General features: G+C 55.2%; 25 protein-coding genes. 11 read left to right on the top strand and 14 right to left on the bottom strand.

Annotated features, from left to right (window positions below; all coding sequences use genetic code 11):
* Window positions 1–10 precede the first annotated feature (10 nt).
* Both ynfE and PU683_RS14240 read right to left on the bottom strand, forming a co-directional pair.
* The gene (ynfE, locus tag PU683_RS14245; protein WP_277172542.1) at window positions 11–2,449 is read right to left on the bottom strand and encodes a selenate/tellurate reductase subunit YnfE; all 2,439 of its coding nucleotides are present in this window, start codon (window positions 2,447–2,449) and stop codon (window positions 11–13) included.
* 178 nt (window positions 2,450–2,627) lie between these two features.
* Complete coding sequence (locus tag PU683_RS14240) at window positions 2,628–2,882, bottom strand: DUF1161 domain-containing protein (protein WP_277172540.1); 255 nt, start codon at window positions 2,880–2,882, stop codon at window positions 2,628–2,630.
* 191 nt (window positions 2,883–3,073) lie between these two features.
* Between PU683_RS14240 and PU683_RS14235 the strand changes: the two genes are divergently transcribed.
* A complete protein-coding gene (locus tag PU683_RS14235) occupies window positions 3,074–3,784 on the top strand; it encodes a YnfC family lipoprotein (RefSeq protein WP_277172538.1) in 711 nt (236 codons plus the stop codon).
* Between the two features lie 19 nt (window positions 3,785–3,803).
* On the opposite strand, the gene speG is transcribed toward PU683_RS14235, so the two are convergent.
* Complete coding sequence (speG, locus tag PU683_RS14230; RefSeq protein ID WP_277172536.1) at window positions 3,804–4,364, bottom strand: spermidine N1-acetyltransferase; 561 nt, start codon at window positions 4,362–4,364, stop codon at window positions 3,804–3,806.
* Window positions 4,365–4,412: 48 nt separating this feature from the next.
* Window positions 4,413–4,751 (bottom strand): DUF1283 family protein, encoded by a 339-nt coding sequence (locus PU683_RS14225; RefSeq protein WP_277172534.1) that lies wholly within the window; start codon window positions 4,749–4,751, stop codon window positions 4,413–4,415.
* Between the two features lie 133 nt (window positions 4,752–4,884).
* Here PU683_RS14225 and PU683_RS14220 point away from each other — a divergent pair, with 133 nt between their 5' ends.
* Window positions 4,885–5,211: a YnfA family protein gene (locus PU683_RS14220; RefSeq protein WP_277172533.1), complete on the top strand. Its 327-nt coding sequence runs from the start codon at window positions 4,885–4,887 to the stop codon at window positions 5,209–5,211.
* A gap of 478 nt (window positions 5,212–5,689) precedes the next feature.
* Complete coding sequence (locus PU683_RS14215; RefSeq protein ID WP_277172531.1) at window positions 5,690–7,153, top strand: mannitol dehydrogenase family protein; 1,464 nt, start codon at window positions 5,690–5,692, stop codon at window positions 7,151–7,153.
* 52 nt (window positions 7,154–7,205) lie between these two features.
* On the opposite strand, the gene ydfZ is transcribed toward PU683_RS14215, so the two are convergent.
* The 3 genes from ydfZ to ydfG form a co-directional block, all read right to left on the bottom strand.
* Window positions 7,206–7,409 carry a putative selenium delivery protein YdfZ gene (ydfZ, locus tag PU683_RS14210; protein WP_277172529.1) on the bottom strand — a complete coding sequence of 68 codons (204 nt, stop codon included), beginning with the start codon at window positions 7,407–7,409 and terminating at the stop codon, window positions 7,206–7,208.
* Window positions 7,410–7,572: 163 nt separating this feature from the next.
* Window positions 7,573–8,259, bottom strand: a complete 687-nt coding sequence (locus tag PU683_RS14205) for a GntR family transcriptional regulator (RefSeq protein ID WP_277172527.1) — start codon at window positions 8,257–8,259, stop codon at window positions 7,573–7,575.
* Window positions 8,260–8,349: 90 nt separating this feature from the next.
* Window positions 8,350–9,099, bottom strand: coding sequence for a bifunctional NADP-dependent 3-hydroxy acid dehydrogenase/3-hydroxypropionate dehydrogenase YdfG (gene ydfG / locus PU683_RS14200; RefSeq protein WP_277172526.1), 750 nt, complete (start codon window positions 9,097–9,099; stop codon window positions 8,350–8,352).
* Between the two features lie 185 nt (window positions 9,100–9,284).
* Here ydfG and dcp point away from each other — a divergent pair, with 185 nt between their 5' ends.
* The gene (gene dcp, locus PU683_RS14195) at window positions 9,285–11,330 is read left to right on the top strand and encodes a peptidyl-dipeptidase Dcp (protein ID WP_277172524.1); all 2,046 of its coding nucleotides are present in this window, start codon (window positions 9,285–9,287) and stop codon (window positions 11,328–11,330) included.
* A gap of 621 nt (window positions 11,331–11,951) precedes the next feature.
* On the opposite strand, the gene PU683_RS14190 is transcribed toward dcp, so the two are convergent.
* Window positions 11,952–12,185 (bottom strand): hypothetical protein, encoded by a 234-nt coding sequence (locus PU683_RS14190; protein ID WP_277172521.1) that lies wholly within the window; start codon window positions 12,183–12,185, stop codon window positions 11,952–11,954.
* Between the two features lie 741 nt (window positions 12,186–12,926).
* Between PU683_RS14190 and PU683_RS14185 the strand changes: the two genes are divergently transcribed.
* Together PU683_RS14185 and PU683_RS14180 are read left to right on the top strand one after the other, a co-directional pair.
* Window positions 12,927–13,145 carry a hypothetical protein gene (locus PU683_RS14185; protein WP_277172519.1) on the top strand — a complete coding sequence of 73 codons (219 nt, stop codon included), beginning with the start codon at window positions 12,927–12,929 and terminating at the stop codon, window positions 13,143–13,145.
* A gap of 50 nt (window positions 13,146–13,195) precedes the next feature.
* The gene (locus PU683_RS14180) at window positions 13,196–13,618 is read left to right on the top strand and encodes a hypothetical protein (protein WP_277172516.1); all 423 of its coding nucleotides are present in this window, start codon (window positions 13,196–13,198) and stop codon (window positions 13,616–13,618) included.
* 570 nt (window positions 13,619–14,188) lie between these two features.
* Here the strand turns inward: PU683_RS14180 and mgtS are convergent.
* Window positions 14,189–14,281: a protein MgtS gene (gene mgtS, locus PU683_RS14175; protein WP_023481773.1), complete on the bottom strand. Its 93-nt coding sequence runs from the start codon at window positions 14,279–14,281 to the stop codon at window positions 14,189–14,191.
* Window positions 14,282–14,388: 107 nt separating this feature from the next.
* On the bottom strand, window positions 14,389–15,393 hold the full coding sequence (gene ftrA / locus PU683_RS14170) for a transcriptional regulator FtrA (RefSeq protein ID WP_431190960.1): 1,005 nt from the start codon (window positions 15,391–15,393) through the stop codon (window positions 14,389–14,391).
* A 67-nt stretch (window positions 15,394–15,460) separates the two neighbouring features.
* On the opposite strand from ftrA, the gene PU683_RS14165 reads away from it, so the two are divergent.
* Window positions 15,461–15,871, top strand: coding sequence for a rhodanese-like domain-containing protein (locus PU683_RS14165; protein ID WP_277172512.1), 411 nt, complete (start codon window positions 15,461–15,463; stop codon window positions 15,869–15,871).
* A gap of 188 nt (window positions 15,872–16,059) precedes the next feature.
* Window positions 16,060–17,163: a cobalamin-independent methionine synthase II family protein gene (locus PU683_RS14160; protein WP_277172510.1), complete on the top strand. Its 1,104-nt coding sequence runs from the start codon at window positions 16,060–16,062 to the stop codon at window positions 17,161–17,163.
* A 577-nt stretch (window positions 17,164–17,740) separates the two neighbouring features.
* Here PU683_RS14160 and ydeE read toward each other — a convergent pair.
* Window positions 17,741–18,928 (bottom strand): efflux MFS transporter YdeE, encoded by a 1,188-nt coding sequence (gene ydeE / locus PU683_RS14155; RefSeq protein WP_277172508.1) that lies wholly within the window; start codon window positions 18,926–18,928, stop codon window positions 17,741–17,743.
* Between the two features lie 190 nt (window positions 18,929–19,118).
* On the opposite strand from ydeE, the gene eamA reads away from it, so the two are divergent.
* Window positions 19,119–20,015: an O-acetylserine/cysteine exporter gene (gene eamA, locus PU683_RS14150; RefSeq protein ID WP_277172506.1), complete on the top strand. Its 897-nt coding sequence runs from the start codon at window positions 19,119–19,121 to the stop codon at window positions 20,013–20,015.
* 37 nt (window positions 20,016–20,052) lie between these two features.
* Here eamA and marB read toward each other — a convergent pair whose 3' ends face one another.
* Genes marB through marR form a run of 3 tightly spaced genes read right to left on the bottom strand, consistent with a single transcriptional unit; the run spans window position 20,053 to window position 21,139 of the window.
* Window positions 20,053–20,268 (bottom strand): multiple antibiotic resistance protein MarB, encoded by a 216-nt coding sequence (gene marB / locus PU683_RS14145; protein ID WP_277172504.1) that lies wholly within the window; start codon window positions 20,266–20,268, stop codon window positions 20,053–20,055.
* 37 nt (window positions 20,269–20,305) lie between these two features.
* Window positions 20,306–20,686, bottom strand: a complete 381-nt coding sequence (gene marA / locus PU683_RS14140; RefSeq protein WP_023478575.1) for an MDR efflux pump AcrAB transcriptional activator MarA — start codon at window positions 20,684–20,686, stop codon at window positions 20,306–20,308.
* Window positions 20,687–20,704: 18 nt separating this feature from the next.
* Window positions 20,705–21,139, bottom strand: coding sequence for a multiple antibiotic resistance transcriptional regulator MarR (marR, locus tag PU683_RS14135; RefSeq protein ID WP_277174295.1), 435 nt, complete (start codon window positions 21,137–21,139; stop codon window positions 20,705–20,707).
* A gap of 242 nt (window positions 21,140–21,381) precedes the next feature.
* On the opposite strand from marR, the gene PU683_RS14130 reads away from it, so the two are divergent.
* A complete protein-coding gene (locus PU683_RS14130; RefSeq protein ID WP_277172501.1) occupies window positions 21,382–22,056 on the top strand; it encodes a MarC family NAAT transporter in 675 nt (224 codons plus the stop codon).
* Window positions 22,056–23,210, top strand: a complete 1,155-nt coding sequence (locus PU683_RS14125) for an alpha/beta hydrolase (RefSeq protein WP_277172499.1) — start codon at window positions 22,056–22,058, stop codon at window positions 23,208–23,210. The genes PU683_RS14130 and PU683_RS14125 overlap by 1 nt, the downstream gene beginning before the upstream one ends.
* The last annotated feature ends 278 nt before the right edge of the window (window positions 23,211–23,488 follow it).

The raw sequence follows: 23,488 nt of genomic DNA, 5'->3' as shown, positions 1-23,488 counted from the left end.
CGGCTACTCCTCAAACCTTTTGAATGTCGACCAGATTGGTGTGCTGCGGGTTGCCTTTCGCCAGCGGCGAAGGGCGGTGCGTCGTGAGCGTATTGACGCAGCCGCCGTGATCGATGCGATCGCCCGCCATATCTGCCTGATGCCATGCACCCTGACCCATAGCGCTGACGCCCGGCATAATGCGCGGCGTCACTTTCGCCGCAATCCGCACTTCTCCGCGGTCGTTAAACACGCGCACCCGATCGCCGTTCTTAATCCCTCGCCGTTCTGCATCAAGCGGATTGATCCACACCTCCTGGCGGCAGGCCTCTTTCAGCACATCAATGTTGCCGTAGCTCGAGTGGGTGCGTGCTTTGTAGTGAAAACCGAAAAGTTGCAGCGGAAAAGTGGCACGCGCCGGATCGTCCCAGCCTTCAAAGGTGGAGGCGTAGATCGGCAGCGGGCTTATCACCTCATCGTTTTGCAACTCCCAGCGGCTTGCGATCTCCGCCAGTTTGCTCGAATAGATCTCAATTTTGCCCGACGGCGTTTTCAGCGGGTTGGCCTGCGGGTCGTCGCGGAATTTTTTATAGGCAACGAAGTGGCCATTCGGATCTTTGCGCTTGTAAATACCCATCGCTTTCAGCGCGTCGTAGGAGGGGAGCGCGGGATCTTTCTCTACCATTCTGGCGTAGAGGTATTTCAGCCACTCCTCCTGGGTACGCCCTTCAGTAAAGCGCTGGTAGATATCCGGCCCGAGGCGACGGGCGATCTCGCTGGTGATCCAGTAGATACCTTTGCGTTCAAATTTCGGCGCAGTGACCGGCTGCAGGAAGATGAGATAGCCCATATTGCCGGCGTAATCGTTGGGGATAATATCCTCCTGCTCAACGGTCATCAGGTCCGGCAGCAGGATGTCGGCGTACATCGCCGACGAGGTCATAAAGTTCTCAATCACCACAATCGTCTCGCACTTGCTCTCATCCTGCAGCACATCGTGGGTGTGGTTAATGTCGCCATGCTGGTTAACGAGGGTGTTACCGGCATAGTTCCAGATGAACTTAATCGGCACGTCGAGCTTCTCTTTGCCACGCACGCCGTCGCGCGTTGCCGTCATCTCCGGGCCGCGGGCAATGGCGTCGGTCCAGCTGAAGCAGGAGATAGCGGTTTTCACCGGGTTCTCCGGCATCGGCATCCGCTCAATGGTGATGGTATAGGTCGACTCACGTGCGCCGCTATTGCCGCCATTAATACCGACATTGCCGGTGAGGATCGGCAGCATGGCAATCGCGCGGGCGGTCAGCTCGCCGTTGGCCTGGCGCTGCGGCCCCCAGCCCTGACAGATATAGGTCGGTTTGGTGCTGCCAATCTCTCTGGCAAGCTTGATGATTTTGTCTGCCGGAATGCCGGTAATGCGCGACGCCCACTGCGGCGTTTTCGCTACGCCATCATCGCCCTGACCGAGAATATAGGCTTTGTAGTGCCCGTTCGCCGGCGCACCGGCGGGCAGGGTTTTCTCGTCATAGCCGACGCAGTAGTTATCCAGGAAGGGCTGGTCGACCAGGTTTTCGCTGATCAGCACCCAGGCCATGCCCGCCACCAGCGCGGCGTCGGTACCGGGACGGATCGGTACCCACTCATCTTCGCGACCGGCGGCGGTGTCGGTATAGCGCGGATCGATCACCACCATTCGCGCATTGGAGCGTTCGCGCGCCTGCTCAAGGAAATAGGTGATGCCGCCACCGCTCATGCGGGTCTCCGCCGGGTTGTTGCCAAACATCACCACCAGCTTGCTGTTTTCAATATCGGAAGTGCTGTTCCCTTCGTTGGAGCCGTAGGTGTAGGGCATCGCGCAGGCGATTTGCGCCGTGCTGTAGGTGCCATATTGATTGAGAAAGCCACCGTACATCGCCATCAGGCGGGCGATGAGCGAGGCGGAAGGGGATGAGCGGGTAATGTTGCCGCCAACGATGCCGGAGGAGTAGTTGATATAGACCGCTTCGTTGCCATACTTTTCCACCACCCCTTTCAGCCGGGTGGCGAGCGTATCGAGGGCTTCATCCCAACTGATGCGCTGAAACTTGCCTTCGCCGCGTTTGCCGACGCGTTTCATCGGGTAGTTGAGGCGATCCGGATGATTGATGCGCCGCCGGATAGAGCGCCCGCGCAGACAGGCGCGCACCTGATGATTCCCGTATTCGTCATCGCCGGTGTTATCGGTTTCGACCCAGTAGACCTCATCATCACGCACATGCAGACGCAGGGCGCAGCGGCTGCCGCAGTTGACCGAACAAGCGCCCCAGACCACTTTATCCGACGCGGGCTGCATCGCCTGTTGCACTGCGGCAGCGGCGGAACGCATACCAAACGGGAGAGAAAAGCTGCTTGCTGCGAGCGCTAACGATCCGAGGGCGGTCGACTTTACCAGCGTTCGTCGGCTAATACCCCCGGCATATTCCGTCTTCGACATGACTCACTCCATTATTATTTTAAGTAAAAACTTACCCGCGAAAATTAAAAGCAGGCTAATGATGGAGGTATGGTAATCATTAAGGAGTAGGGGAAAGTTATGCACGATCAAAGAGAGGGAAATCCCCCTGAAAATCAGGGGGGATTAGATTTTACTGATTGCTGTTACTGTTTTCTTTCTACGATGACGCGCCGCCGTTGCGGGTATAAATAATTTTGTAGGTGTCATTGGCGCAGTGACCAACTACCTGTCCGCCCGCCTGCCCGGCTTGATCGTTTGGTACCACGGTCAATTCGAACCCGGACTCCGGGACGCCATTGTTAATAATTTTTTGCTGGATATCCGTTTTAACGCGTTCGCATGAATCCGGCGCGGCGAAAGCAGGAACAGAACCTACCAGCAGTGCTGCGCACAGCCAACGTGAATAGTGCATGCTTGTCTCCTTATTTATTGTGCGCTTTAAGCTTAGCACTTCTCTTTTCTACAAAAGGTAAATCTCTGAATCATCTTACCTGTATGTGAAATTAGGCGGATATCAGTTAATGAAGTCACTAACTCATTACGCTATAGAGTAAATGTTTTGCTAATATAAGCGCCATTCTAAAGAAAACTGTGGTGAAGGCTTTGAAAAAACAGTTATTACTTATCTCTCTTGCCCTGATTTTGGCCGGATGTGATGAGGAAAAAGGACCAGTCGCATTTACGCCGGAGATGGCAAGCTTTTCGAATGAATTCGATTTTGATCCTCTGCGCGGCGCGGTAAAAAACTTTAGTCAGACTCTACTTAATGAGAAGGGCGAAGTGACGAAGCGCGTCAGCGGCACGCTGTCGAAAGAGGGCTGTTTTGATACGCTCGAACTTCACGACCTCGAGAATAACAGCGGCGTATCGCTGGTGCTGGATGCCAACTACTATATTGAAGCCGAAACGCAGGAGAAGCGGCTGCGGCTGCAGGGAAAATGCCAGCTGGCTGAATTCCCGTCGGCGGGCGTCACCTGGGATACCGACGATAACGGTTTTGTGGTGCGCGCTTCAGGCAAAGATATGGAAGTGAAGTATCGCTACGATGACGAAGGTTATCCGCTTGGCAAATCGACCACGTCGAAAGATGTGCATCTCGATGTTACGTCCACGCCAGCGAAAGATAAGCGCAAAAAGCTCGATTACGCTGCGGTGAGTACGCTCAATGATAAGCCGCTGAGCAAAGTGCAGCAGACCTGCGACTACGACAAGCATGACAATCCGCTGAGCTGTAGCCTTGAGATTGTAGATGAGAGCGTGACGCCGCAGGTGACGCATAAATACAGTATCAAAAATACGATTGAGTATTATTGATGCTGCCTGCCCACTGCGCTTATTGCGCGGTGGGTTTTAACAGCGTGCTGCCGCTGGTTTTATGCTCTTGCAGATAGTGCTGCTGGAAAATACACATGCGGATGGTGTTGCGGTATTCGCCATTAATAAAGAACTCGTGAATCAATTCCCCCTCCACCTGAAAACCCAGCTTGCGGTAGATGTGAATCGCTTTCTCATTCTCTTTATCAACGATGAGATAGAGCTTATAAAGATTTAATACCGTAAAGCCATAATCCATCGCCAGCCTGGCGGCTTTTGAGGCCAGCCCTCGGCCCTGAAATTCCGGGGAGATGATAATCTGAAACTCCGCGCGGCGGTGCACATGGTTGATCTCAACCAACTCCACCAGACCGGCGTTTACGCCATCACACTCGACGACAAAGCGACGCTCGCTCTGATCGTGAATGTGTTTGTCGTACAGATCGGAGAGTTCAACAAAGGCTTCATAAGGCTCTTCAAACCAGTAGCGCATCACGCTGGCGTTGTTGTCGAGCTGGTGAACAAAACGAAGGTCTTCGCGCTCCAGAGGGCGAAGCCGGACGGGCATGGCGTCACTCATAAAAATCCTTTCTCTGAGATGAAGGCGGGCGCTGCGCGCCCGACGGGATTACTGAACTTCACGCCCGGTACGGCGATCCAGGCAGCGCAGGGTATTCGGTTCCCAGTAAGCATTCAGATTGCTGCTTTTCTGGCAGTTATCGCGCGCATCAAAGGCGACATCATCTTTGTCCCACTCTTTCTCTACGCGTTTATTAATTTTATGGCGCAGGCTGCGGGTATCGTTCCACTGCTCTTTTTCCATCGCGGCGGATTGACGGGTCTGCGCATTATCGCCCGATTCGATCACCAGACGGTTGGTTTCAGCCAGTGCGGAAGTGGTGTACACAATGGCACCCAGCGTCAGCATTGCGGTCAGGCACAGGCGTTTGCTAAGTGTAGAAGTCATGGCAATAGTCCTTAAGTGAGGAAAACGTCTCTATTCTAAGCGATCTCCGCCAGCCAGCATACCGGGGCGAAACCGACTGTAAGAGCATTATCAGGTAAAATGGTTCAACCTATTTTCAATAAACGACCTGACTATGCTGAAAATCACGCTGCTCTTTTTCGTCACCGTTCTGTGTGAAATTGTAGGCTGTTTCTTGCCGTGGCTGTGGCTAAAACGTGGTGGCACGCCGCTGCTGCTGATTCCCGCCGCCATCGTACTGGCACTTTTTGTCTGGCTGCTGACGCTCCATCCTGCCGCTAGCGGGCGCGTTTATGCCGCTTACGGCGGGGTTTACGTCTGCACCGCGCTTCTCTGGCTACGCGTCGTGGAGGGCGTAAAACTGACGGTTTATGACTGGCTGGGCGCAGCAGTAGCCTTGTGCGGCATGTTGATCATCGTCGCCGGATGGTCACGAAATTGAGCAGGATATTGTTATGGCGCTGTGATTGAGTGTGTAAATTTCGATCAAGAGACTCGAATGGTCTTTGCCACATTCCGTAAGTTCCCTTACAACAGCTTCATGTGATGTAAGGGCGGCGATGAAAATTGCACCTCTAAAACGCTGCGCCAGCCAGGCTATCTCTCGCTATATATTTGTCCCGATGATCACCTGATTACGCCGGGCGGCGCCTTGCCTGGCAGTCGCCAACGCCGCGTTATCTTAACGTCCGCTCCTTACCTCTGCTCAACGCGGCATGGCCGCCTGGCTGCAACAGCAAAGTGCAGCCTGTCACCTCACGGCGCGACCTCTCAGGCAAACCGTTATCATCCGGTTTAAGACACATTTGGTTACCATTCTAGTTGGTGTAGTCAGCAAATCCTGTCGCAAATCATAGTCGGGTTTGCGCTACGCCTTAATCTAATGAACCACTGTTTCACTTAATAAGATGAGTCTCACCATGGAAAACAGGCTGTTAACGGCGAAAGCCACTCTACCTCAGTACGATCGCAGCAAGCTGGTTGCGCGCATTGTGCATCTTGGGTTTGGCGCATTTCACCGCGCGCATCAGTCGGTCTACACCGATATCCTCGCCGCAGAGCATGGCAGCGACTGGGGCTACTGCGAAGTTAATCTTATCGGTGGCGAACAGCAGATTGCCGATCTGAAACAGCAGGATAATCTCTACACCGTGGCGGAGATGTCCGCCGATGCGTGGACCGCGCGGGTGGTTGGCGTGGCGAAGCGCGCGCTGCATGCGCAGGTGGACGGGCTGGAAAGTGTACTGGATGCCATGTGTGAGCCGCAGGTTGCCATTGTCTCGTTGACCATTACTGAGAAAGGGTACTGCCACTCACCGGCGACCGGGGAGCTGATGCTCGATCACCCGTTGATCGTCGCCGATCGGCAAAACCCGCATCAGCCAAAATCTGCCGCCGGGGTTATTGTCGAAGCGCTCTCCCGTCGCAAAGCCGCAGGCTTACCGCCGTTCAGCGTAATGTCCTGCGACAACATGCCGGAAAACGGCCACGTCACACGCAACGTTATCTGCGCCTATGCCCGCACGGTGGATGCCGCACTGGCGCGCTGGATTGAAGAGAACGTCACCTTTCCCTCCACGATGGTCGATCGTATTGTCCCGGCCGTTACGGCTGAAACCCTTGAGAAGATTGAACAGCTTACCGGCGTGCGCGATGCGGCGGGCGTCGCCTGTGAACCGTTCCGCCAGTGGGTGATTGAAGATAACTTTGTCGCAGGCCGCCCGGCGTGGGAGAAAGCAGGCGCGGAGCTGGTGAGCGATGTGGTGCCCTTTGAAGAGATGAAGCTGCGCATGCTGAACGGCAGCCACTCTTTCCTCGCGTATCTTGGCTATCTGGCGGGTTATCAGCACATCAACGAGTGCATGGAAGATGAACACTATCGCCGCGCGGCACACGCGCTGATGCTGCGCGAACAGGCGCCGACGCTAAAAGTTGAAGGCGTCGATCTGCCGCACTACGCCGATCTGCTGATCGCGCGTTACAGCAATACCGCGCTGCGTCACCGTACCCGGCAGATCGCCATGGACGGCAGTCAGAAGCTGCCGCAGCGCATGCTGGACTCTGTGCGCTGGCACCTGGCCCACGGCAGTGATTTCTCGCTGCTGGCCTTAGGCGTTGCCGGCTGGATGCGCTATGTCGGCGGGGTTGATGAGCAGGGGCAGGCGATTGAGGTGTGCGATCCGCTGCTCGCAGTGATTCAGAAGGCGGTGAACAGTAGTGCTGAAGGTGAAGCGCGCGTAGAGGCATTGCTGGGCATTGAAGCGATTTTTGGCCGTGATTTACCGAATGAGAGAGCATTTGTAACGCAGGTGCAGAAGGCGTATCAGATGCTGTTGGCAACAGGCGCAAAAGCGACGGTTGCGCACTTCGCGACAGGGCAGTAATCAAACGATGAATGCCGCCGCGGCGGCATTCATCTTCATCACCTTTTGCCGATCAGTGCAGGCCGAGGCGGATAAGCTCTACCGGCTCGAATTTGCCTTCACACCCTTCCACTTCCACCGTTTTGTTGCGGCGCACTTTTTCAGCGCTTAAGCCCCCGGCGTGAATGGCGACAATTTTGCCGGTGCGACCCGTGCCGTTAATCAACACGCGTGAGCCCGTGGTGATAGGGTTACGGTTACGGTCATAAGTCATCATGATGGTTTCTCCTTGATAATATCCACAAAGCGAACCGGGGCAGAAGATGTCCCCGAAACGGACGCCCTATAAATACGCCGCTGAGATGATGAGTTTTTGCTTTTGATCAAGGTCACACTTTTTTCTGGCAAAAAGGTGACCTGATAAGGGAAAAAGAGGGGGGTTACTCTTCGCTGAACCAGTCGCGATTCTCCTGGCGAATGGTTTTGACCGACTCGCTGATCTCCTGCAAATGCAGCGTCATCGCATGCTCAACCGCGTCGGCATCGCGTTTTTCCAGCGCCTCGAAAATCGCCTGGTGCTGGCGCAGCAGCATCTCCGGGGGGGAGACGTGATCGAGGCTCATATAGCGCACACGGTCAATAGTCGCCTTAATGTTCTCAATCGTGTCCCACGCCAGCTGGCAATCAGCAATCAGCGCCAGCTTGTGGTGGAATTCATCATCCAGTTCAAAGAAATCATTCAGTTGCTTGCGCTCAATGGCGATCCGCTGCTGGTGGAGGTTCTGCTCCAGCTGATAACAGGCGCTGTCATCAATCATCTGTGCGGCGCGGCGGGCCACGGCGCACTCTATCGCCTGGCGGACAAAGCAACCGTTGCGCACTTGTGTAAGCGAGATTTTATTAACGTAGCTTCCACGCTGGGGGCGGATCTGGATTAACCCGTTTTCCGCCAGCTTGATAAAGGCTTCACGCACCGGCTGGCGTGAGACGTCAAAACGCACCGACACCTCTTTTTCAGAGAGCGGCGTGCCCGGTGGGATCAGGCAGTGGACAATATCCCGTCGCAGGATGGTGTAGATCTGTTGATTAACGGGTTGCGTAGGGTTGAGTTGCGTTTCGGCGGCCATTCGCTCTTACTTTTTAAAGGGTTAACCCGGCTACCATACCATTGTTTCTGCATACAGCCCAGACCCGGCCCGCAGGCCGGGCGGATAAGGTTAGCTCTGGCGGTGAACACTCAGCCCGGCGTAACTCTGGCTGACCGGCATCATCTCCAGTGTGTTGATATTGACGTGCTGCGGCAGCGTCGCAACCCACCACACCGCTTCGGTTACATCTTCCGCGCTTAACGCCGTGGTGTTTTCGTAGGTTTTATTCGCTTTGTCGTCATCGCCTTTAAAGCGCACATTGGAGAACTCGGTGCCACCCACCAGACCCGGCTCGATATTGGTGACGCGCACCGCGGTACCGCTCAGATCGGTGCGCAGATTGAGGCTGAACTGGCGCACAAAGGCTTTGCTCGCGCCATAGACGTTGCCACCCGCGTAAGGCCAGCTTCCGGCCGTAGAGCCAAGGTTGATGATATGGCCGCGATTGCGCTCGACCATACCCGGCAGCACGGCGCGGGTCATATAGACCAGGCCTTTATTATTGGTATCGATCATCGTTTCCCAGTCATCCACACTGGCTTTGTGCGCGGGCTCCATGCCCAGCGCCAGACCGGCATTATTGACCAGCACATCAATCTCGCGCCATTGTGCGGGCAGGGCGGCGATAAACTCGTCGATAGCCGCGCGATTTCGCACATCCAGCTGAGCGGTGTAGAGGTTCTCGCCCAGCTCCTCTTTCAGCTCCTGCAAACGCTCCTGGCGGCGGCCGGTCGCGATCACGTGGTGACCATTTTGAATAAAGCGGCGGGTAATGCTCTCGCCGAACCCTGCGGTTGCCCCGGTAACAAGAATAATCATCTCTTTGTTCCTCAACGATTTTTGTGATGTCGTGACATAGCATGCACCGCGCAGAGGCGGCATTACAAGTGTTGACTGTTAAAGAGTGTGGCAAAAAATGGTGGCTTGCGCAGGGGTGAGAAAGGATTGCGCAGGGCGCGGCAGATGCCTACTCTGAGGAGACTTACCGCATTCAGGAGCAAACTATGTCGGTCACTAATCCCTTTTTTACTGCCAGCCCGCTACCGTATCAGGCGCCGCCCTTCGATCTTATTGCGCAGGAGCACTATCGCCCGGCCTTTGATGAAGGGGTGCGACAGAAACGCGAGCAGGTCGCGGCGATCGTGCAAAACAGCGCGCCAGCGGACTTCGACAATACCATCCTGGCGCTGGAGCAGAGCGGAGCCTTGCTCAATTATGTGACCAGCGTCTTTTTTGCCATGACCTCGGCCGACACCAATGATTTCCTCCAGCAACTCGACGAAGCCTTCTCCACGGAGTTAGCGGGGCTGGCGAACGACATTTATCTTAATGAACAGCTGTTTGATCGTGTGGAAGCGGTATGGAATAACCTTGATAGCGCTAATCTCGACGCTGAATCGGCACGTCTGGTAGAGGTGACCTATCAGCGGTTTGTGCTGGCGGGCGCGATGCTGGACGAGCAGGATAAAGCGACGCTGAAAGCGCTTAATACCGAAGCGGCCTCGCTGATTAGCCAGTTCAACCAGCGCCTGCTGGCGGCAGCTAAAGCGGGCGGCCTGGTGGTGGATGATGTGCGCCAGCTCGACGGCATGAGCGCTGAAGATATTGAGCATGCCGCCGGGGCGGCAAAAGCCAAAGGGCTGGAAAACCGCTGGCTGTTATCTCTTCTTAACACGACTCAGCAACCTGCCTTGGCGGTGCTGCGCGATCGCCAGACGCGTGAAAATTTGTTCAAAGCCAGCTGGCTGCGTACAGAGCGCAACGATGCCAACGACACGCGCGCGCTGGTGCTGCGTCTGGCTCAGTTACGGGCTCAGCAGGCGCACCTGCTCGGTTTTGATGATTTCGCCAGCTGGAAGATTGCCGATCAGATGGCTGGTACGCCGCAGGCAGCGCTGGCCTTTATGCGCAATATTGCACCGGCCGCGCGCGCACGCGCTGAGCGTGAACTGGCTGATATTCAACGCGTTATTGATAACCAGCAGGGTGGATTCACCGCGCAAGCCTGGGACTGGCCCTTCTATGCGGAACAGGTTCGCATGGCGAAATACGATCTCGACGAGACGCAGATTAAACCCTGGTTCGCGTTGAACACGGTATTAACGGAGGGGGTATTCTGGGCGGCAAGCCAGCTGTTCGGCATTCGCTTTAGCGAACGGTTCGACATCCCTGTCTACCATCCGGACGTGCGGGTATGGGAGATTTTTGATGCCGACGATCGCGGGCTGGCGCTCTTTTATGGCGACTTCTTTGCCCGCGACTCGAAAAGTGGCGGCGCCTGGATGGGTAACTTTATCGAGCAGTCGACGCTTAACGGCACACAGCCGGTTATCTATAACGTCTGCAACTACCAGAAGCCGACGAATGGCCAGCCTGCGCTGCTCTCCTGGGATGAGGTGATTACCCTTTTTCACGAGTTTGGTCATACACTGCATGGGCTTTTCGCCAGCCAGCGCTATGCCAGCCTCTCCGGCACCAACACGCCGCGCGATTTTGTCGAGTTCCCGTCACAAATTAACGAGCACTGGGCCAGCCAGCCGCAGGTGTTTGCCCATTACGCCCGCCACTACCAAAGCGGCGAGCCGATGCCGGATGCTCTGCGCGACAAGATGCTGCGCGCCACGCTGTTTAATAAAGGCTACGACATGACCGAGCTGCTGAGCGCGGCATTGCTGGATATGAACTGGCACGGGCTGGCGGCGAATGCGGAGGTCAACAATGTGGAAAGCTTCGAAGCGCAGGCCCTCGCTAAAGAGAAGCTCGACCTGGCCGCCGTACCGCCGCGCTATCGCAGCAGCTATTTCTCTCACATCTTCGGTGGCGGTTATGCAGCGGGTTATTACGCCTATTTATGGACGCAAATGCTCGCCGATGATGGCTATCAGTGGTTCGTTGAGCAGGGCGGGTTGAGCCGTGAAAACGGGCAAAAATTTCGCGACGCGATCCTGTCGCGCGGTAACAGCACGGATTTAGCTGAACGCTATCGCCAGTGGCGCGGGCACGACCCTGAGATCGAGCCGATGCTGAAAAATCGGGGATTGAGCGAATAAGTCTTCGCGGGCGGGAAAAGAGCCGGGCGTGATGCCCGGTTTTTTTGTGCTCAATCGGCCTCTGCCGGCAGACTTTAGCGATGACCGTAAATTGAAAAGATCATTACGCGAGCGAAGAGTCTCCTGGCGGCTAAACAGTGAACTCACCGATGAAGGCGGCATGGTTCTGATTCTTTACACCGCAAGGTGAGGCTGAACAATAAATTGAAACTGTGACGGGTCGACTTTTTCTTCGAGAATGTAGGTCAATAACATCTAACTCGTCATGATACCGACTCCCGGTACACGCCATTCCATTCAGTGGTATGCATTTGTTCTCCTGAACGTAAATGATTTCCCTGTGGGGCGTTGAATGAGTGATTGGTGCCCAACCGCTGCCCTAAAGAAATATATAAATTCTTGCGGAATTTACAGTTTGGTAACCTGACGATTCTGGTGGGGAGAAGAGGTGAGCGCTACGAAAGTTTTATCGACGGGGTCGCAATAACCTGCCGTGTCAGCGAAGGTTCACCGGTAAGTAAAATCATGCATATTCAGTGAACCACTGGCAGCAGCGATGCCGCTAACTGCCTGTGATTAGCGCTCTTCCGGTGCTGAGTCATCAGCAATATATCAGGGCGGTTAAATCTTCGTTCCCATGATGCGGGAAACAACGGCTTTTGCGGCATCAAGCTTGGCTTTGCCTGCGTCAGAGTGCGTACCGGATTCGAATGCTTTGAAGTTACTCTCAATCTTTCCAGCGGCTCGTTCAATGAACACTTGCGGCAGCTCAGAGAAGATGGACTGAAAAATGACTTCATAGGCTAAAGCACGACACTGCAGATCATTAATCGCTTCTTCGGTTGTCTTCATCATCTCTCCTTAAGAAATGCTGTCATACATACTACTGATTAATTAAAAAATTTTGTCCAGATCGCCTGAACGGATTAAACACCACGCGGCTTGTCTAAAACGAACCAGGTGTTACGGGAATACGATTAACGCTAGACGGCAGAGCCACAGCTATTGTGTAAAAAGGCGTTGAACACTGACCTGGCGGTTTGACACTCTCAGCGTTCGCGAACGTTTCCTCTCGATCGTTATCGACCAGCAAGCCTTTATTCTTTATCAAAAATTGAAATCGCGGGATTTATGTGCTGCGCGACGACGGAGTGCGAGCGAGGCCGCTTTATGATAAATCGCTATGCTTTAAAAACTTACATAACCCGCACGAGCATTGACCGATCTTCCTTCCCTTAATAACGTTAAGCGTGGTGATGAATCCCCCTACGCGGAGGGGCTACCAGCCACATCTTTTGGGGTGAAAGCGAGTTGTGCGGGCTGGCGCGCACTCACCGGGAGGCACCCGGCATCACCGTAATATCCTTAGCCAGAGACGGGTTATTTGGCCGGTCTCTGGCTTTTTGCCGCCTTTTTATACCCACACAATTACGAAAGTGTGGTCAACCTCACGTTTCCCGCCGTAGCGTTATCCCTCTCATTAAGCCAAATTATAGGACCTAATTTTTAGCGCTTAACAATCTATGGCATGGTGCAGGCATGAAAAGCATGGCTGTGTTAATGTCGAAGGCAATTTAAGCAACTGAGGTAACCGACATGAGCAAAAATGTAGTGGTAATTCGCGCCGGTGGTAAGGTTGAGCAGGTGTCCGTGGAAGATAACGCCAAATCGGTCACCTTTAAAAATGAGCAAAGCGCTTTTCTGGAAATCCCGATCGAGCCCTGGGAGCTTGACGGAGAGACCTACTTTGTCGCCCGTTTCTCCGATCTGGTCACCCAGCAGGAGACGGAGCAAGCTATTCGCAAGTTTCACTAAACCCCAACCGCCTTCGGGCGGTTTTTTTCTGCCTGTATGTGGAGGTACCCATGGAAACAGAACGTGAAGTTGCAGCCGTTACGCCGACCATCAGTACGCAGGACAGTGCGCTGTCGCATCTGGTCTCCTGTGCAAACCTTGGCGCAGGCATGGTGGTCACGCTGGTGGTAGGCGGCCAGGTGGTGGCAGGTGAACTGGTATCAGGTAAAGAGTATGCGCTGTCGACAGCGCAGGCGATTCGTTCTGTTGCCGGTGATGACAATATTAAAAATCCTATCGCCACTTTTTTTGATCAGCTGGCAGAAGATTACCGCGTTGATGAGGATCATGAGATTCCACTTAATTACCTGCATATTAAAGATCCCTCATGGATGACAGGTAATGGCGGCTGGACGAGCGTGAAGGGCACAATATTACGCGTGCATATTGCGAAAGTGAGCGGGTTTTCACTGGGCAAAGCAAAAAACGCGTAAAAACAAAAAACGGGGCCGCCAAATGGCCCCATTTCTTATAAAACGTTTTTTGGCCAGCGTCGCCTTCTGAGTGCGGGTATACAGGCTCTTGCGGTAAGTCGCGCTCCACAAATAGAGCAAATTGCGCCGTGTGACGGAAGTTTATCGGAGCAATAGGTTGTGAAGGTAAACTTATGGCTACTGCAAACCGGGCACGTAAATTTAAGATTGGGAATAACCCCTCCGGTCTGGTGAATCAAAACACCACCCTAGCACACTCAATTTGGCTGTGACGATATATCTGCTTTGTTTTCAAGGTTAAACGTCGTTTTTAGTCAGGCAATCGTTTCGATGGTTTCGCCAGTTTCATCCAGCAGGCAGGCATCGTTTAGGTTCTGTTGAGGTTGTAGCTGTTAAAGTGACACCAGCCCGTTAACATTGAATGATGAGTTAGCGTGTAACAATAAGCACAAATCTATCCATGCAAGCATTGACCGCCATAACCGGCGGTTTTTTTTGCGCCGAATAAAGCAAAACGGCTTCTTACACATAATGTAAGAAGCCGTTGCGGTGGGGGATTATCGTCGTTCATCAATCGTCCCATTTATGGCTAAAATAAGCGGCTAAAAAACCTGAAAACAAAATAATGCCCAGAACCGCCATAAAAACATGCATATTTCCCATGTTGTACCTCTCCATCTATTTCACTGATTTGCCTCACTAGAAAATGTTATCGCTGCAATAAAGAGATAATAGCCTGCTAAATATCAACAAACGCTTAATAATGTGAATTAATTCACCGCTTCGGTAAATTTTTTCCGGTAAGCCGCGGGCGAGAGGGCATGCTGCTGTTGAAAATGGTGGCGCAGCGAGGCGGCGTTCGCAAACCCGCTATGACGTGCGATGAGCTCAATGCTCATCCGCGTTTGCGTCAACAGCGACTGCGCGCGCAGCAACCGCTCCTGCAGTATCCAGCGTGCGGGCGTGGTGCCGGTGGCCTCCTGAAAGCGGCGCAGAAAAGTGCGTTCACTCATACCAGTGCGCTGTGCCAGCGCGGCGACCGTATGGTTACCTGCCAGCTGCTGGTGCAGATAATCAAACAGCAGGCCGAGCTGTAGGCTTTCACGCGTACGCGCCACCGGGCGTGCCAGGTGCTGCGTTTGCGCGCCGTCACGGTGAGGTTGCACCACCAGCCGCCTGGCGACGCTGTTAGCCGCTTCAATACCAAAATCCTCACGCACTACATGCAGACAGAGATCGATGCCCGCCGCGCTGCCCGCCGAGGTCATCACCTTTCCCTCGTCATAATAGAGGGCGTCGTCGAGCACCACGATGGCCGGATAGTGCTCACGAAGCTGGTCGGTATAGCGCCAGTGCGTGGTGGCTTTGCGACCGTTGAGTAACCCCGTGGCCGCCAGCACAAAGACCCCGGAACAGATCGAGATCACCCGGCAGCCGCGTTGCCAGGCCTCCTGTAAGGCGCGGCACAAGGCGGGTGGGACCGGGTGATCGGCACCACGCCAGCCGGGGATAACCACCGTGTCCGCCTCGTTAAGCAGCTCAAGACCGCCCTCCGCCATGATGCGAATGCCGCCGGTGGCGCGCAGTTCGCCCGCGTCAACGGCGGCAACGGCAAAGTCATACCACTTATCGCCCATCTCCGGGCGCGGCAGGCCAAATACTTCTACGGCGACGCCAAATTCAAAGGTACAGAGCCCGTCATAGGCGAGGGCGACCACGCGATGGCGGGCGGAAGGGTGTCGTAAATTTGTCATTATCCTGGTGTTATCTGGCAGAGAAGGGCGCATTCAGGGCGCGCTGTTTTGGTTAGATTAGTGTTAACACAACCATGGAGAAAAGACGATGAGCTATGTAACCGATATTCCCGCCGCCTCCCCGGAAGAAGCCGCCAGCCATTTTATGCACCGCCTGAGCGTTGAGACGGACTGCGCGGACGTGCATCACGCCCTGACCCATAACGAGAAAGATTTTGTCTTACTGCACGTGGTCGGCAGTCAGGAAGCGTTCGCGCGCCGTCATCTGCCGGGTGCGATTCACGTCCCCCATAGCACTATCACGGCTGAGCGGATGGCCGAGTGGCCCGCCGACACGCTGTTTGTCGTCTACTGCGCTGGCCCGCACTGCAACGGGGCGGATTTCGCAGCGCTGAAGCTGGCGCGTCTCGGGCTGGCGGTGAAGATGATGATCGGCGGCATTACCGGTTGGGAAGATGAAGGTTATAGCTTCGCCAGCGGGATTGATCACGCCGCCTGACAGGGGATCTTTTTCCCCTTTCTGTACGCAACATGAATATTTTTCATGGGACGTGAAATTTTCTCGTTTGCCGCCGTTGCCCCGGTGTGACATTTTGTTTGGACATTTAGCCGTCCAGAAGTCTAAATATTCAAATAATGAATTATCACGCCGGGCAACCATCTGCCCTGGCGCATAAGGAGAGAGTTATGCAGCGACATCAGGCCCCGTTCCGCGCAGACGTAGTCGGCAGTTTTTTACGTCCTGACGCCATCAAACAGGCGCGTCAGCAGTTCGCGCAGGGTGAAATCAGCGCCGATCAGCTGCGTCACATCGAAAACGAAGAGATTCGTCAGGTGGTAGAACAGCAGTGCGCCTGCGGTCTGCATGTAGTGACCGATGGCGAATTCCGCCGCGCCTGGTGGCATTTCGATTTCTTTGCCGGGCTGGAAGGCGTTGAGCTTTTTGAGGCTGAGCAGGGGATCCAGTTCAACGGTGTGCAGACCAAAGCGCACGGCGTGCGTGTCACGGGTAAAGTCAGCTTCAAAGACCACCCGATGCTGGAAGATTTTCGCTATCTGAAGAGTATCAGCGGTGATGCGCAGCCGAAAATGACCATTCCCAGCCCGAGCGTGCTCCACTTCCGCGGCGGCCGTAAAGTAATCGACGCCACCGTCTATCCCGAGCTGGATGCCTATTTTGACGATCTCGCCACCACCTGGCGCGATGCGATCCGCGCGTTTTATGACGCAGGCTGCCGCTACCTGCAACTGGACGATACCGTCTGGGCCTACCTCTGCTCTGACGATCAGCGCAAGCAGATTGTGGCGCGCGGTGATGATCCTGAGGAGCTGGCGCGCACTTACGCCCGTGTGCTTAACAAGGCGCTGGAGGGCAAGCCGGAGGATTTAACCATCGGTTTGCATGTCTGCCGCGGCAATTTCCGCTCGACCTGGATCTCCGAAGGGGGCTACGAGCCGGTGGCTGAGGTGCTGTTCGGCGGGGTTAATGTTGATGCCTTCTTCCTTGAGTATGATAACGACCGCTCCGGTGACTTTGCGCCGCTGCGCTTTGTGCGCCCTGGGAAACAGCAGGTGGTGTTGGGTCTGATCACCACTAAAAACGGCGAGCTGGAGAACCCGGAAGGGGTGAAAGCGCGTCTTGAGGAAGCGGCGAAGTATGTCGATATCAGCCAGATCTGCCTCAGCCCGCAGTGCGGTTTTGCCTCAACCGAAGAGGGAAATTCGCTGACGCCAGAGCAGCAGTGGGAGAAAGTGCGGCTGGTGACCCGCATCGCAGAGCAGGTGTGGTAACAGGACCTCTGCGGCACAATTGCCGGATGGCGGCTATGCCTTATCCGGCCTACGGTAACGGAGCTGCTGAAACGGCGTAGGCCGGATAAGCGGTACGCGCCATCCGGCAATGGGACTGGCATATGGCATTGGGGGAATGATTCCGTTCACCAGACATTGGGGAGTTTCATTAACCGCTTCTGCGGTGAACGGGATAAGGGAAGCGGCCGCGCTCCCCTTATCAATCCCCGCGGCCCCGCGAGGAAATCGGTGCTACGCACTGCGCTCACCTCCCGCGTGCCTGACTGCGGTCGGCTCGACTCGACTTACTCGTTCCATGCTGGAACGAGTCCCTGTCTCGGTTCGCCTCTGTCCGCCATCCATGGCGTCCAGACCTTGTCATTCCCGCTTCGGTTCGCCGATTTCAGCGGGGACACAACCCCATCGCTGTTATATTGCAGATAAAAGTCGCAACGATGTCGCTGTAGCTTGTTTTGGTAGGCCGGATAAGGCGTAGCCGCCATCCGGCAATGATTGCCGCGCAATATGCCTGATGGCGCGTTACTCGCTTATCAGGCCTGGGCGGTTCCAGCGCCGCTTATTGCGGCTGCAACACGCCCCACGGGCGGACGCGCATCCCTTTGAGCATCATCAGCCAGGCGATGACAATGGTGACCATCAGGATGACAAACAGCGACCAGGATGGCAGCGTGGTGAGGATCACGCCGGTTAACAGCGGATTCATCGCCGCGCCCAGCCAGCCGAGCGCCTGCGCCGAGAAGTAGGTCGCTTTCATGCCCGGCGGCGCAATGTTGTCAATCAACAGATATTCGCCCGGCGCATAGATCACCTCGCCGAGGGTAAACACCGCGGCGGAGAGACCCCACAGCCATAAATTGTCGCCAGAGAGCATAAAGCCCGCGAGGCCGATAACAAAACTGAGCGTGCCTATCCCCATCAACGGCCGCAAGTTACCCGGCGTGAGTTTTCGCCCAACGGCATACTGTAACGTGACGACTATCGCCGCGTTGACCGGCAGCACCACCGCCACCACGCGTTCGGCAAACTCACTGCTCGCGACCACCATTACATACTGCGACAGGCACGAAGCAAAGGAGCCGGCAACGAATGAGGCAAGAAAGTTAGAGAGGGTAAACCAGCCCAGCGCTTTATCCTTCAGCAGCACCGACGGTGACCAGGCCGCGGCAGGATCGTGACCTTCTCCGACGGCGATGCGCTGAACATAGAGCTGGATAAACACCAGCGGGAAGGCGGCACAGAATACCGCCAGCCAGAAGGGCAGATTGATACTCTGCATCACCAGCAGCGTGCCGAGCGGCGGCCCGACGGTCCAGCCGATATTCAGGAAAGTGTAATTAAGCGAGAAAATTTTCGCTTTCGTCGCTGGCAGCAGCGTATCGGCAAAATAGGCCTTCAACACCGTCGAAAAGACCGAATAGGCGCAGTTAATCAGGGCGAAAAAAAACACTACCAGACCCGCATGATGAGAGAGCGGAATGGCGGCAAATCCGCCAATAAAGGCGACAATTGCCAGCAACATATAGCGTTTTTTATCGAACTTGTCCGCCAGCATGCCAAAGCCAAGGCTGAAAATCACCCCCACGGTCAGGGCGATACTCATGGCATAACCGACCTGATCGACCGCCATGCCGTACTGGCGATTGAGGTAGATGGTCATAAACGGCAGCGTTGCGCCGCGGCCAATCGTTAATAAAAGCGATGAAATCAGGAGTGCGGCGGTGGAGCGTGTTTGTGTCGAGGTCATTCTCTTACCCGGCATGTTTATTTTCGTTTTTGTGATGCCAACAGCAATAACACGCCGAAACCGAGGCGCACAACCGCCAATTTGTCTGGAGGTGCCAAAAACGACCTACCGAATTTAATGATCTATTACTGGACTATTTTTTCAGTTAACGTAAATTTTTTACAAATTTGTAAACAAAAAAGGGGCGTAAATGGCGCGTAAAGATGTGCTGCTGGCCATGCTGGTTGTTGTGGCCTGGGGCCTCAATTTTGTGGTGATCAAAGTGGGTCTGCACGCCATGCCGCCGCTGATGCTTGCGGGGCTACGCTTTCTGCTGGTCGCTTTCCCGGCGCTGCTGTTTGTTGCCCGCCCGAAAGTGCCGATGCGTCTGCTGCTGGGCTATGGCCTGACCATCAGCTTTGGCCAATTCGCCTTTCTCTTCTGCGCCATCAAGTTCGGCATGCCCGCCGGGCTGGCTTCACTGGTTCTGCAAGCGCAGGCTTTCTTCACCATTATTCTCGGAGCGGGGATCTTTGGCGAACGGCTACAGGCCAAACAGCTGGTCGGCATCGCGCTGGCGGTGGTCGGGGTGCTGGTGCTGATTGAGGCAAGCCTCACGGGGCAACATATTCCACTGCTCGGCTTTATGCTCACGCTGGCGGGAGCCTTTAGCTGGGCGTGCGGCAATATCTTCAATAAAAAGATTATGCAACTCAGCTCGCGCCCGGCGGTGATGTCGCTGGTGGTGTGGAGCGCGTTAATCCCGATAGTGCCGTTTATGGTCTGCTCGCTGATTTTTGACGGCCCGGCGCTGATGCTGAAAAGCGTGGTGGCGATCGATACCACGACGCTGCTGTCGCTGGTCTATCTGGCGTTTATCGCCACCATTCTTGGCTACGGAATTTGGGGAACGCTGCTGGGGCGGTATGAAACCTGGCGCGTTGCGCCGTTATCTCTGCTGGTGCCGGTGGTCGGGATGGCGAGTGCAGCGCTGTTGCTGGATGAGAAACTCTCCGTGATGCAGCTGGTCGGTGCCGTGCTGGTGATGGCGGGGCTCTATATCAATGTGTTTGGTTTTCGTCTTCGCCGGGCGGCGCAGGCAAACTGAAGGTAAAAAAAAGCCCCGCACGGTGCGGGGCAAGCGGTTAGCTGCGTTGATGGTAATACGCTACGCCTAACTCGTCAGATTTGTCGCTTCCCGCTCCCATATGGTTGAAGTCATACGGCGATGTTTGTTGGGCGGCGGGTATGATCATCGCGCCGCGGGCGTGTTGCCCGGCGCTGTGATCAAATTGCTCCGCATAACTCTGGCCACTCAGCAGCACCATCAATGCCGCTGCGGCGCAGGTAATACGTTTCATACTTTCCTCGATACGTCTTTAATTACAGGCGATTAGTTTAACAAGCGTGATTTAATGGATAGAGATAGCGGGACTCCGCAGGCATATCCGTGACACGGAATTTATGCGGCGGCACGTCAAAATAGTTTTTAAACGTGCGGGTCAGGGTCTGTTGCGATTCAAACCCGTAACGCTCCGCCAGATACAGGATCGGCTCATTGCTTCCCTTGAGCTTCTGCGCAATTTCCGTCAGCTTGCGGCTGCGAATGTATTGTCCCAGTGAATGACCAGTCTCTTTTTTAAACATCCGTTGCAGGTGCCACTTAGAGTAACCGGAGCGCTCTGACACCTTTTCCAGCGAGAGCGGTGACTCCAGGTTATCCTCGATCCAGTCCAAAATGCTATGAATGGTAATAGCGTCAGTGTTGCGTCTGGACATCGTCATACCTCTTTGTTTTTACGGCAAGACTTTCTTAAGCAAATGCTCAAGTGTTGCCACTTCTTCTGCGGTTAAGTTTTTTGTTAATTCCTGATGCAGGTCTTTACCCACTAATTGATGACATTGCTCACAGAGCGTCGCGCCTTCAGGTGTTAATCGCACCAGCACGCCGCGCTTGTCATTAGGATTCGGGCTGCGTTCAATCCACCCTTTGCACACCAGCCTGTCCATCATGCGGGTCAGTGCGCCAAGGTCGACGGAGAGAACTTTTTTCAACTCAACCGGGGTAATGCACCCTTCACAGCGGACAGAGCAGAGCACCTTAAACTGGGCGGCAGTGATATCCAGCGGCGAAAGATAGTCGTTGAGTAAACGATCTTTTTTTTGGTTAACCATGTGGATCAAGCGGCCTAAGGGAATGATGTCGTTGAATAGATCATTCGTGCTTTTCACAATGGTTGCCCCGGCAAGTAGTTTAATCACGGCAGATATTATTGCTCAGGCAAATATAAGTCAACCAAATGGGTATCGGATGCCACTAATTGCTAAAACTTTTCATGCTTAAGAATATTTATAATTTCATCCCTTTGAATTTACGCAATTTTTACGCATGTGTGGCCTAAGTTAATGCGCGTTTGCCGCCGCGATGCGGCTATACTGGCGAGGTTGTTAACCGGGGAGAGGTGAAACGTACCATGATGGAATTGATCAAAGTTATCGGTCTTGGGCTGGTGGTGTTGCTGCCGTTGGCCAACCCGCTGACCACCGTCGCGCTGTTTTTGGGCCTGGCGGGGAATATGAACAGCGTCCAGCGCAATCAGCAGGCGCGCATGGCCTCGCTCTACGTCTTTATCATCATGATGGTCGCCTGGTACGCAGGCCAGGTGGTGATGAACACCTTTGGCATCTCGATTCCCGGTCTGCGCATTGCGGGTGGGCTTATCGTGGCCTTTATCGGCTTTCGCATGCTCTTTCCGCCTGCGAAGAGTCATGAGTCCCCGGAAACGAAAGCCAAAACGGCAGAGCTGGCGAATGAGCCGGAAACCAATATCGCCTTTGTCCCGCTGGCAATGCCAAGCACCGCCGGGCCTGGCACCATTGCGATGATCATTAGCTCAGCGTCGACCATTCGCCATGGCGCTGATTTTCCCGCCTGGGTGATCGCCGTTGCGCCGCCGCTGGTCTTTGCCACCGTGGCGCTGATTTTATGGGTAAGCCTGCGCAGTTCCGGCGCGATTATGCGGCTGGTGGGCAAGGGCGGGATTGAAGCCATCTCGCGGCTGATGGGCTTCCTGCTGGTCTGCATGGGCGTGCAGTTCATCATTAACGGCGTGCTGGAGATTATCTCGACCTACCCGGCAGTCACTTAATGCGCCAGCTCTCCTGCTTCATTCTCTGCTGCTGTCTGCTGATTGTCGGCTGCCAGCAGCAAAAGCGCGAACCTGCGCCGCTCGGGCAGGGCAGCTTTGCCCAGTATCAACGGCAGACGCGCGATTATGTCGCCGCCCATCGCGCCTTTCAGACGCTGGATAAACCTGCCGAGCTGCGGCTCAATACACCGCAGGAGTGGCGACCTGCGCAGAAAGCGCGCAAAGGGATTTTGCTGATCCACGGTCTCGGCGACGGGCCGGGATCGTTTGTCGATATCGCCCCTGAGCTTGCCCGCGAAGGGTTTCTGGTGCGCACCGTGCTGCTGGACGGGCACGGCACACGTCCCGCCGATCTGATTGGCGTCAGCGTTGACCGGTGGCGGCAGGTGGTGAATGAGCAGGCGGCGATTCTGGCAAAAGAGGTTGATTCGCTCTGGCTCGGCGGCTTCTCAACCGGCGGCAACCTGGCGCTGGAATATGCCATGACGCATGACCCTGTGCAGGGGCTGCTGCTCTTCTCGCCAGCCTTTAAGTCAAATACCCGCTACGCTTTTCTGGCACCTGCGCTGGCGCTGTTTCGCGACTGGCTCCGCCCGCCGGGGACGCTTTTCCCGCAGCAGATCGCAACCCGCTATCTGCGCGTGCCGACCAACGGTTTTGCCCAGTTCTGGCGAACCAGCGCCAGTGCGCAGAGTTTATTGGCGCAGAGATCCTTCAATAAGCCGACGCTGGTGGTGTTAACGGAGCATGATTCGGTGCTCGATACGCGCTGGATAGTTGAACAATTTGACCACCTCTTTACCCATCCAGCCAGCCGGGCGATCTGGTACGGCACACCGCCTTTGCCTTCCGTGACAATGTCACGTCTGCGTGTGAAAACGGATAGTCTGCCACAGGAGCGCATTAGCCAGTTTTCCCATATGTCGGTGCTCTTTTCACCGGACAACCCGCTCTATGGGCGAGAAGGCAGCGTCAGGCTTTGCAGCAATGGGCAATCGGAAGAGGCGGCAGGGCGCTGCCTGAGAGGTGAAGAGGTGTGGTACTCCGACTGGGGATGGGTGACGCCGGGAAAAATTCACGCCCGCCTGACGTGGAATCCGTGGTTTGAATGGCAAAATTCGGTGATGCACGACGTTATCACCGCAGCGCCCTGATTGCCGAATGGTTGAAACCGCGGCGATCCCGTAGGCCGGATAAGCGTAGCGTCATCCGGCAATGGGGCTGGCATAGGGCATTTTTTGGAACGGTTCCGTTCACCAGGCGTTGGGCAGTTTCATTAATCTTTTATGCGGTGAACGGGACAAGGGGGGGCCGCTCCCCCCTTGTCAATCCCCGCGGCCCCGCGAGGAAATCGGTGCTGCGCACTGCGCTCACCTCCCGCGTGCCTGACGGCGGCCGGCTCGACTCGACTTACTCGTTCCATTCTGGAACG

Origin of the sequence: Candidatus Kosakonia sp. 282A-S69 (assembly GCF_029433855.1) — a bacterium.
Taxonomy (GTDB): domain Bacteria; phylum Pseudomonadota; class Gammaproteobacteria; order Enterobacterales; family Enterobacteriaceae; genus Kosakonia; species Kosakonia cowanii_A.
The sequence above is the reverse complement of the archived record's forward strand: the minus strand, read 5'-3'. Positions and strand labels throughout refer to the sequence as shown.

Excerpts from the sequence above, each read along its gene's own strand:
- ynfE (WP_277172542.1), bottom strand. The coding sequence starts at position 2,449 with ATGTCGAAGACGGAATATGCCGGGGGTATTAGCCGACGAACGCTGGTA.
- PU683_RS14240 (WP_277172540.1), bottom strand. The coding sequence starts at position 2,882 with ATGCACTATTCACGTTGGCTGTGCGCAGCACTGCTGGTAGGTTCTGTT.
- speG (WP_277172536.1), bottom strand. The coding sequence starts at position 4,364 with ATGAGTGACGCCATGCCCGTCCGGCTTCGCCCTCTGGAGCGCGAAGAC.
- PU683_RS14225 (WP_277172534.1), bottom strand. The coding sequence starts at position 4,751 with ATGACTTCTACACTTAGCAAACGCCTGTGCCTGACCGCAATGCTGACG.
- PU683_RS14220 (WP_277172533.1), top strand. The coding sequence starts at position 4,885 with ATGCTGAAAATCACGCTGCTCTTTTTCGTCACCGTTCTGTGTGAAATT.
- PU683_RS14215 (WP_277172531.1), top strand. The coding sequence starts at position 5,690 with ATGGAAAACAGGCTGTTAACGGCGAAAGCCACTCTACCTCAGTACGAT.
- ydfZ (WP_277172529.1), bottom strand. The coding sequence starts at position 7,409 with ATGATGACTTATGACCGTAACCGTAACCCTATCACCACGGGCTCACGC.
- PU683_RS14205 (WP_277172527.1), bottom strand. The coding sequence starts at position 8,259 with ATGGCCGCCGAAACGCAACTCAACCCTACGCAACCCGTTAATCAACAG.
- ydfG (WP_277172526.1), bottom strand. The coding sequence starts at position 9,099 with ATGATTATTCTTGTTACCGGGGCAACCGCAGGGTTCGGCGAGAGCATT.
- dcp (WP_277172524.1), top strand. The coding sequence starts at position 9,285 with ATGTCGGTCACTAATCCCTTTTTTACTGCCAGCCCGCTACCGTATCAG.
- PU683_RS14190 (WP_277172521.1), bottom strand. The coding sequence starts at position 12,185 with ATGATGAAGACAACCGAAGAAGCGATTAATGATCTGCAGTGTCGTGCT.
- PU683_RS14185 (WP_277172519.1), top strand. The coding sequence starts at position 12,927 with ATGAGCAAAAATGTAGTGGTAATTCGCGCCGGTGGTAAGGTTGAGCAG.
- PU683_RS14180 (WP_277172516.1), top strand. The coding sequence starts at position 13,196 with ATGGAAACAGAACGTGAAGTTGCAGCCGTTACGCCGACCATCAGTACG.
- mgtS (WP_023481773.1), bottom strand. The coding sequence starts at position 14,281 with ATGGGAAATATGCATGTTTTTATGGCGGTTCTGGGCATTATTTTGTTT.
- PU683_RS14165 (WP_277172512.1), top strand. The coding sequence starts at position 15,461 with ATGAGCTATGTAACCGATATTCCCGCCGCCTCCCCGGAAGAAGCCGCC.
- PU683_RS14160 (WP_277172510.1), top strand. The coding sequence starts at position 16,060 with ATGCAGCGACATCAGGCCCCGTTCCGCGCAGACGTAGTCGGCAGTTTT.
- ydeE (WP_277172508.1), bottom strand. The coding sequence starts at position 18,928 with ATGACCTCGACACAAACACGCTCCACCGCCGCACTCCTGATTTCATCG.
- eamA (WP_277172506.1), top strand. The coding sequence starts at position 19,119 with ATGGCGCGTAAAGATGTGCTGCTGGCCATGCTGGTTGTTGTGGCCTGG.
- marB (WP_277172504.1), bottom strand. The coding sequence starts at position 20,268 with ATGAAACGTATTACCTGCGCCGCAGCGGCATTGATGGTGCTGCTGAGT.
- marA (WP_023478575.1), bottom strand. The coding sequence starts at position 20,686 with ATGTCCAGACGCAACACTGACGCTATTACCATTCATAGCATTTTGGAC.
- PU683_RS14130 (WP_277172501.1), top strand. The coding sequence starts at position 21,382 with ATGATGGAATTGATCAAAGTTATCGGTCTTGGGCTGGTGGTGTTGCTG.
- PU683_RS14125 (WP_277172499.1), top strand. The coding sequence starts at position 22,056 with ATGCGCCAGCTCTCCTGCTTCATTCTCTGCTGCTGTCTGCTGATTGTC.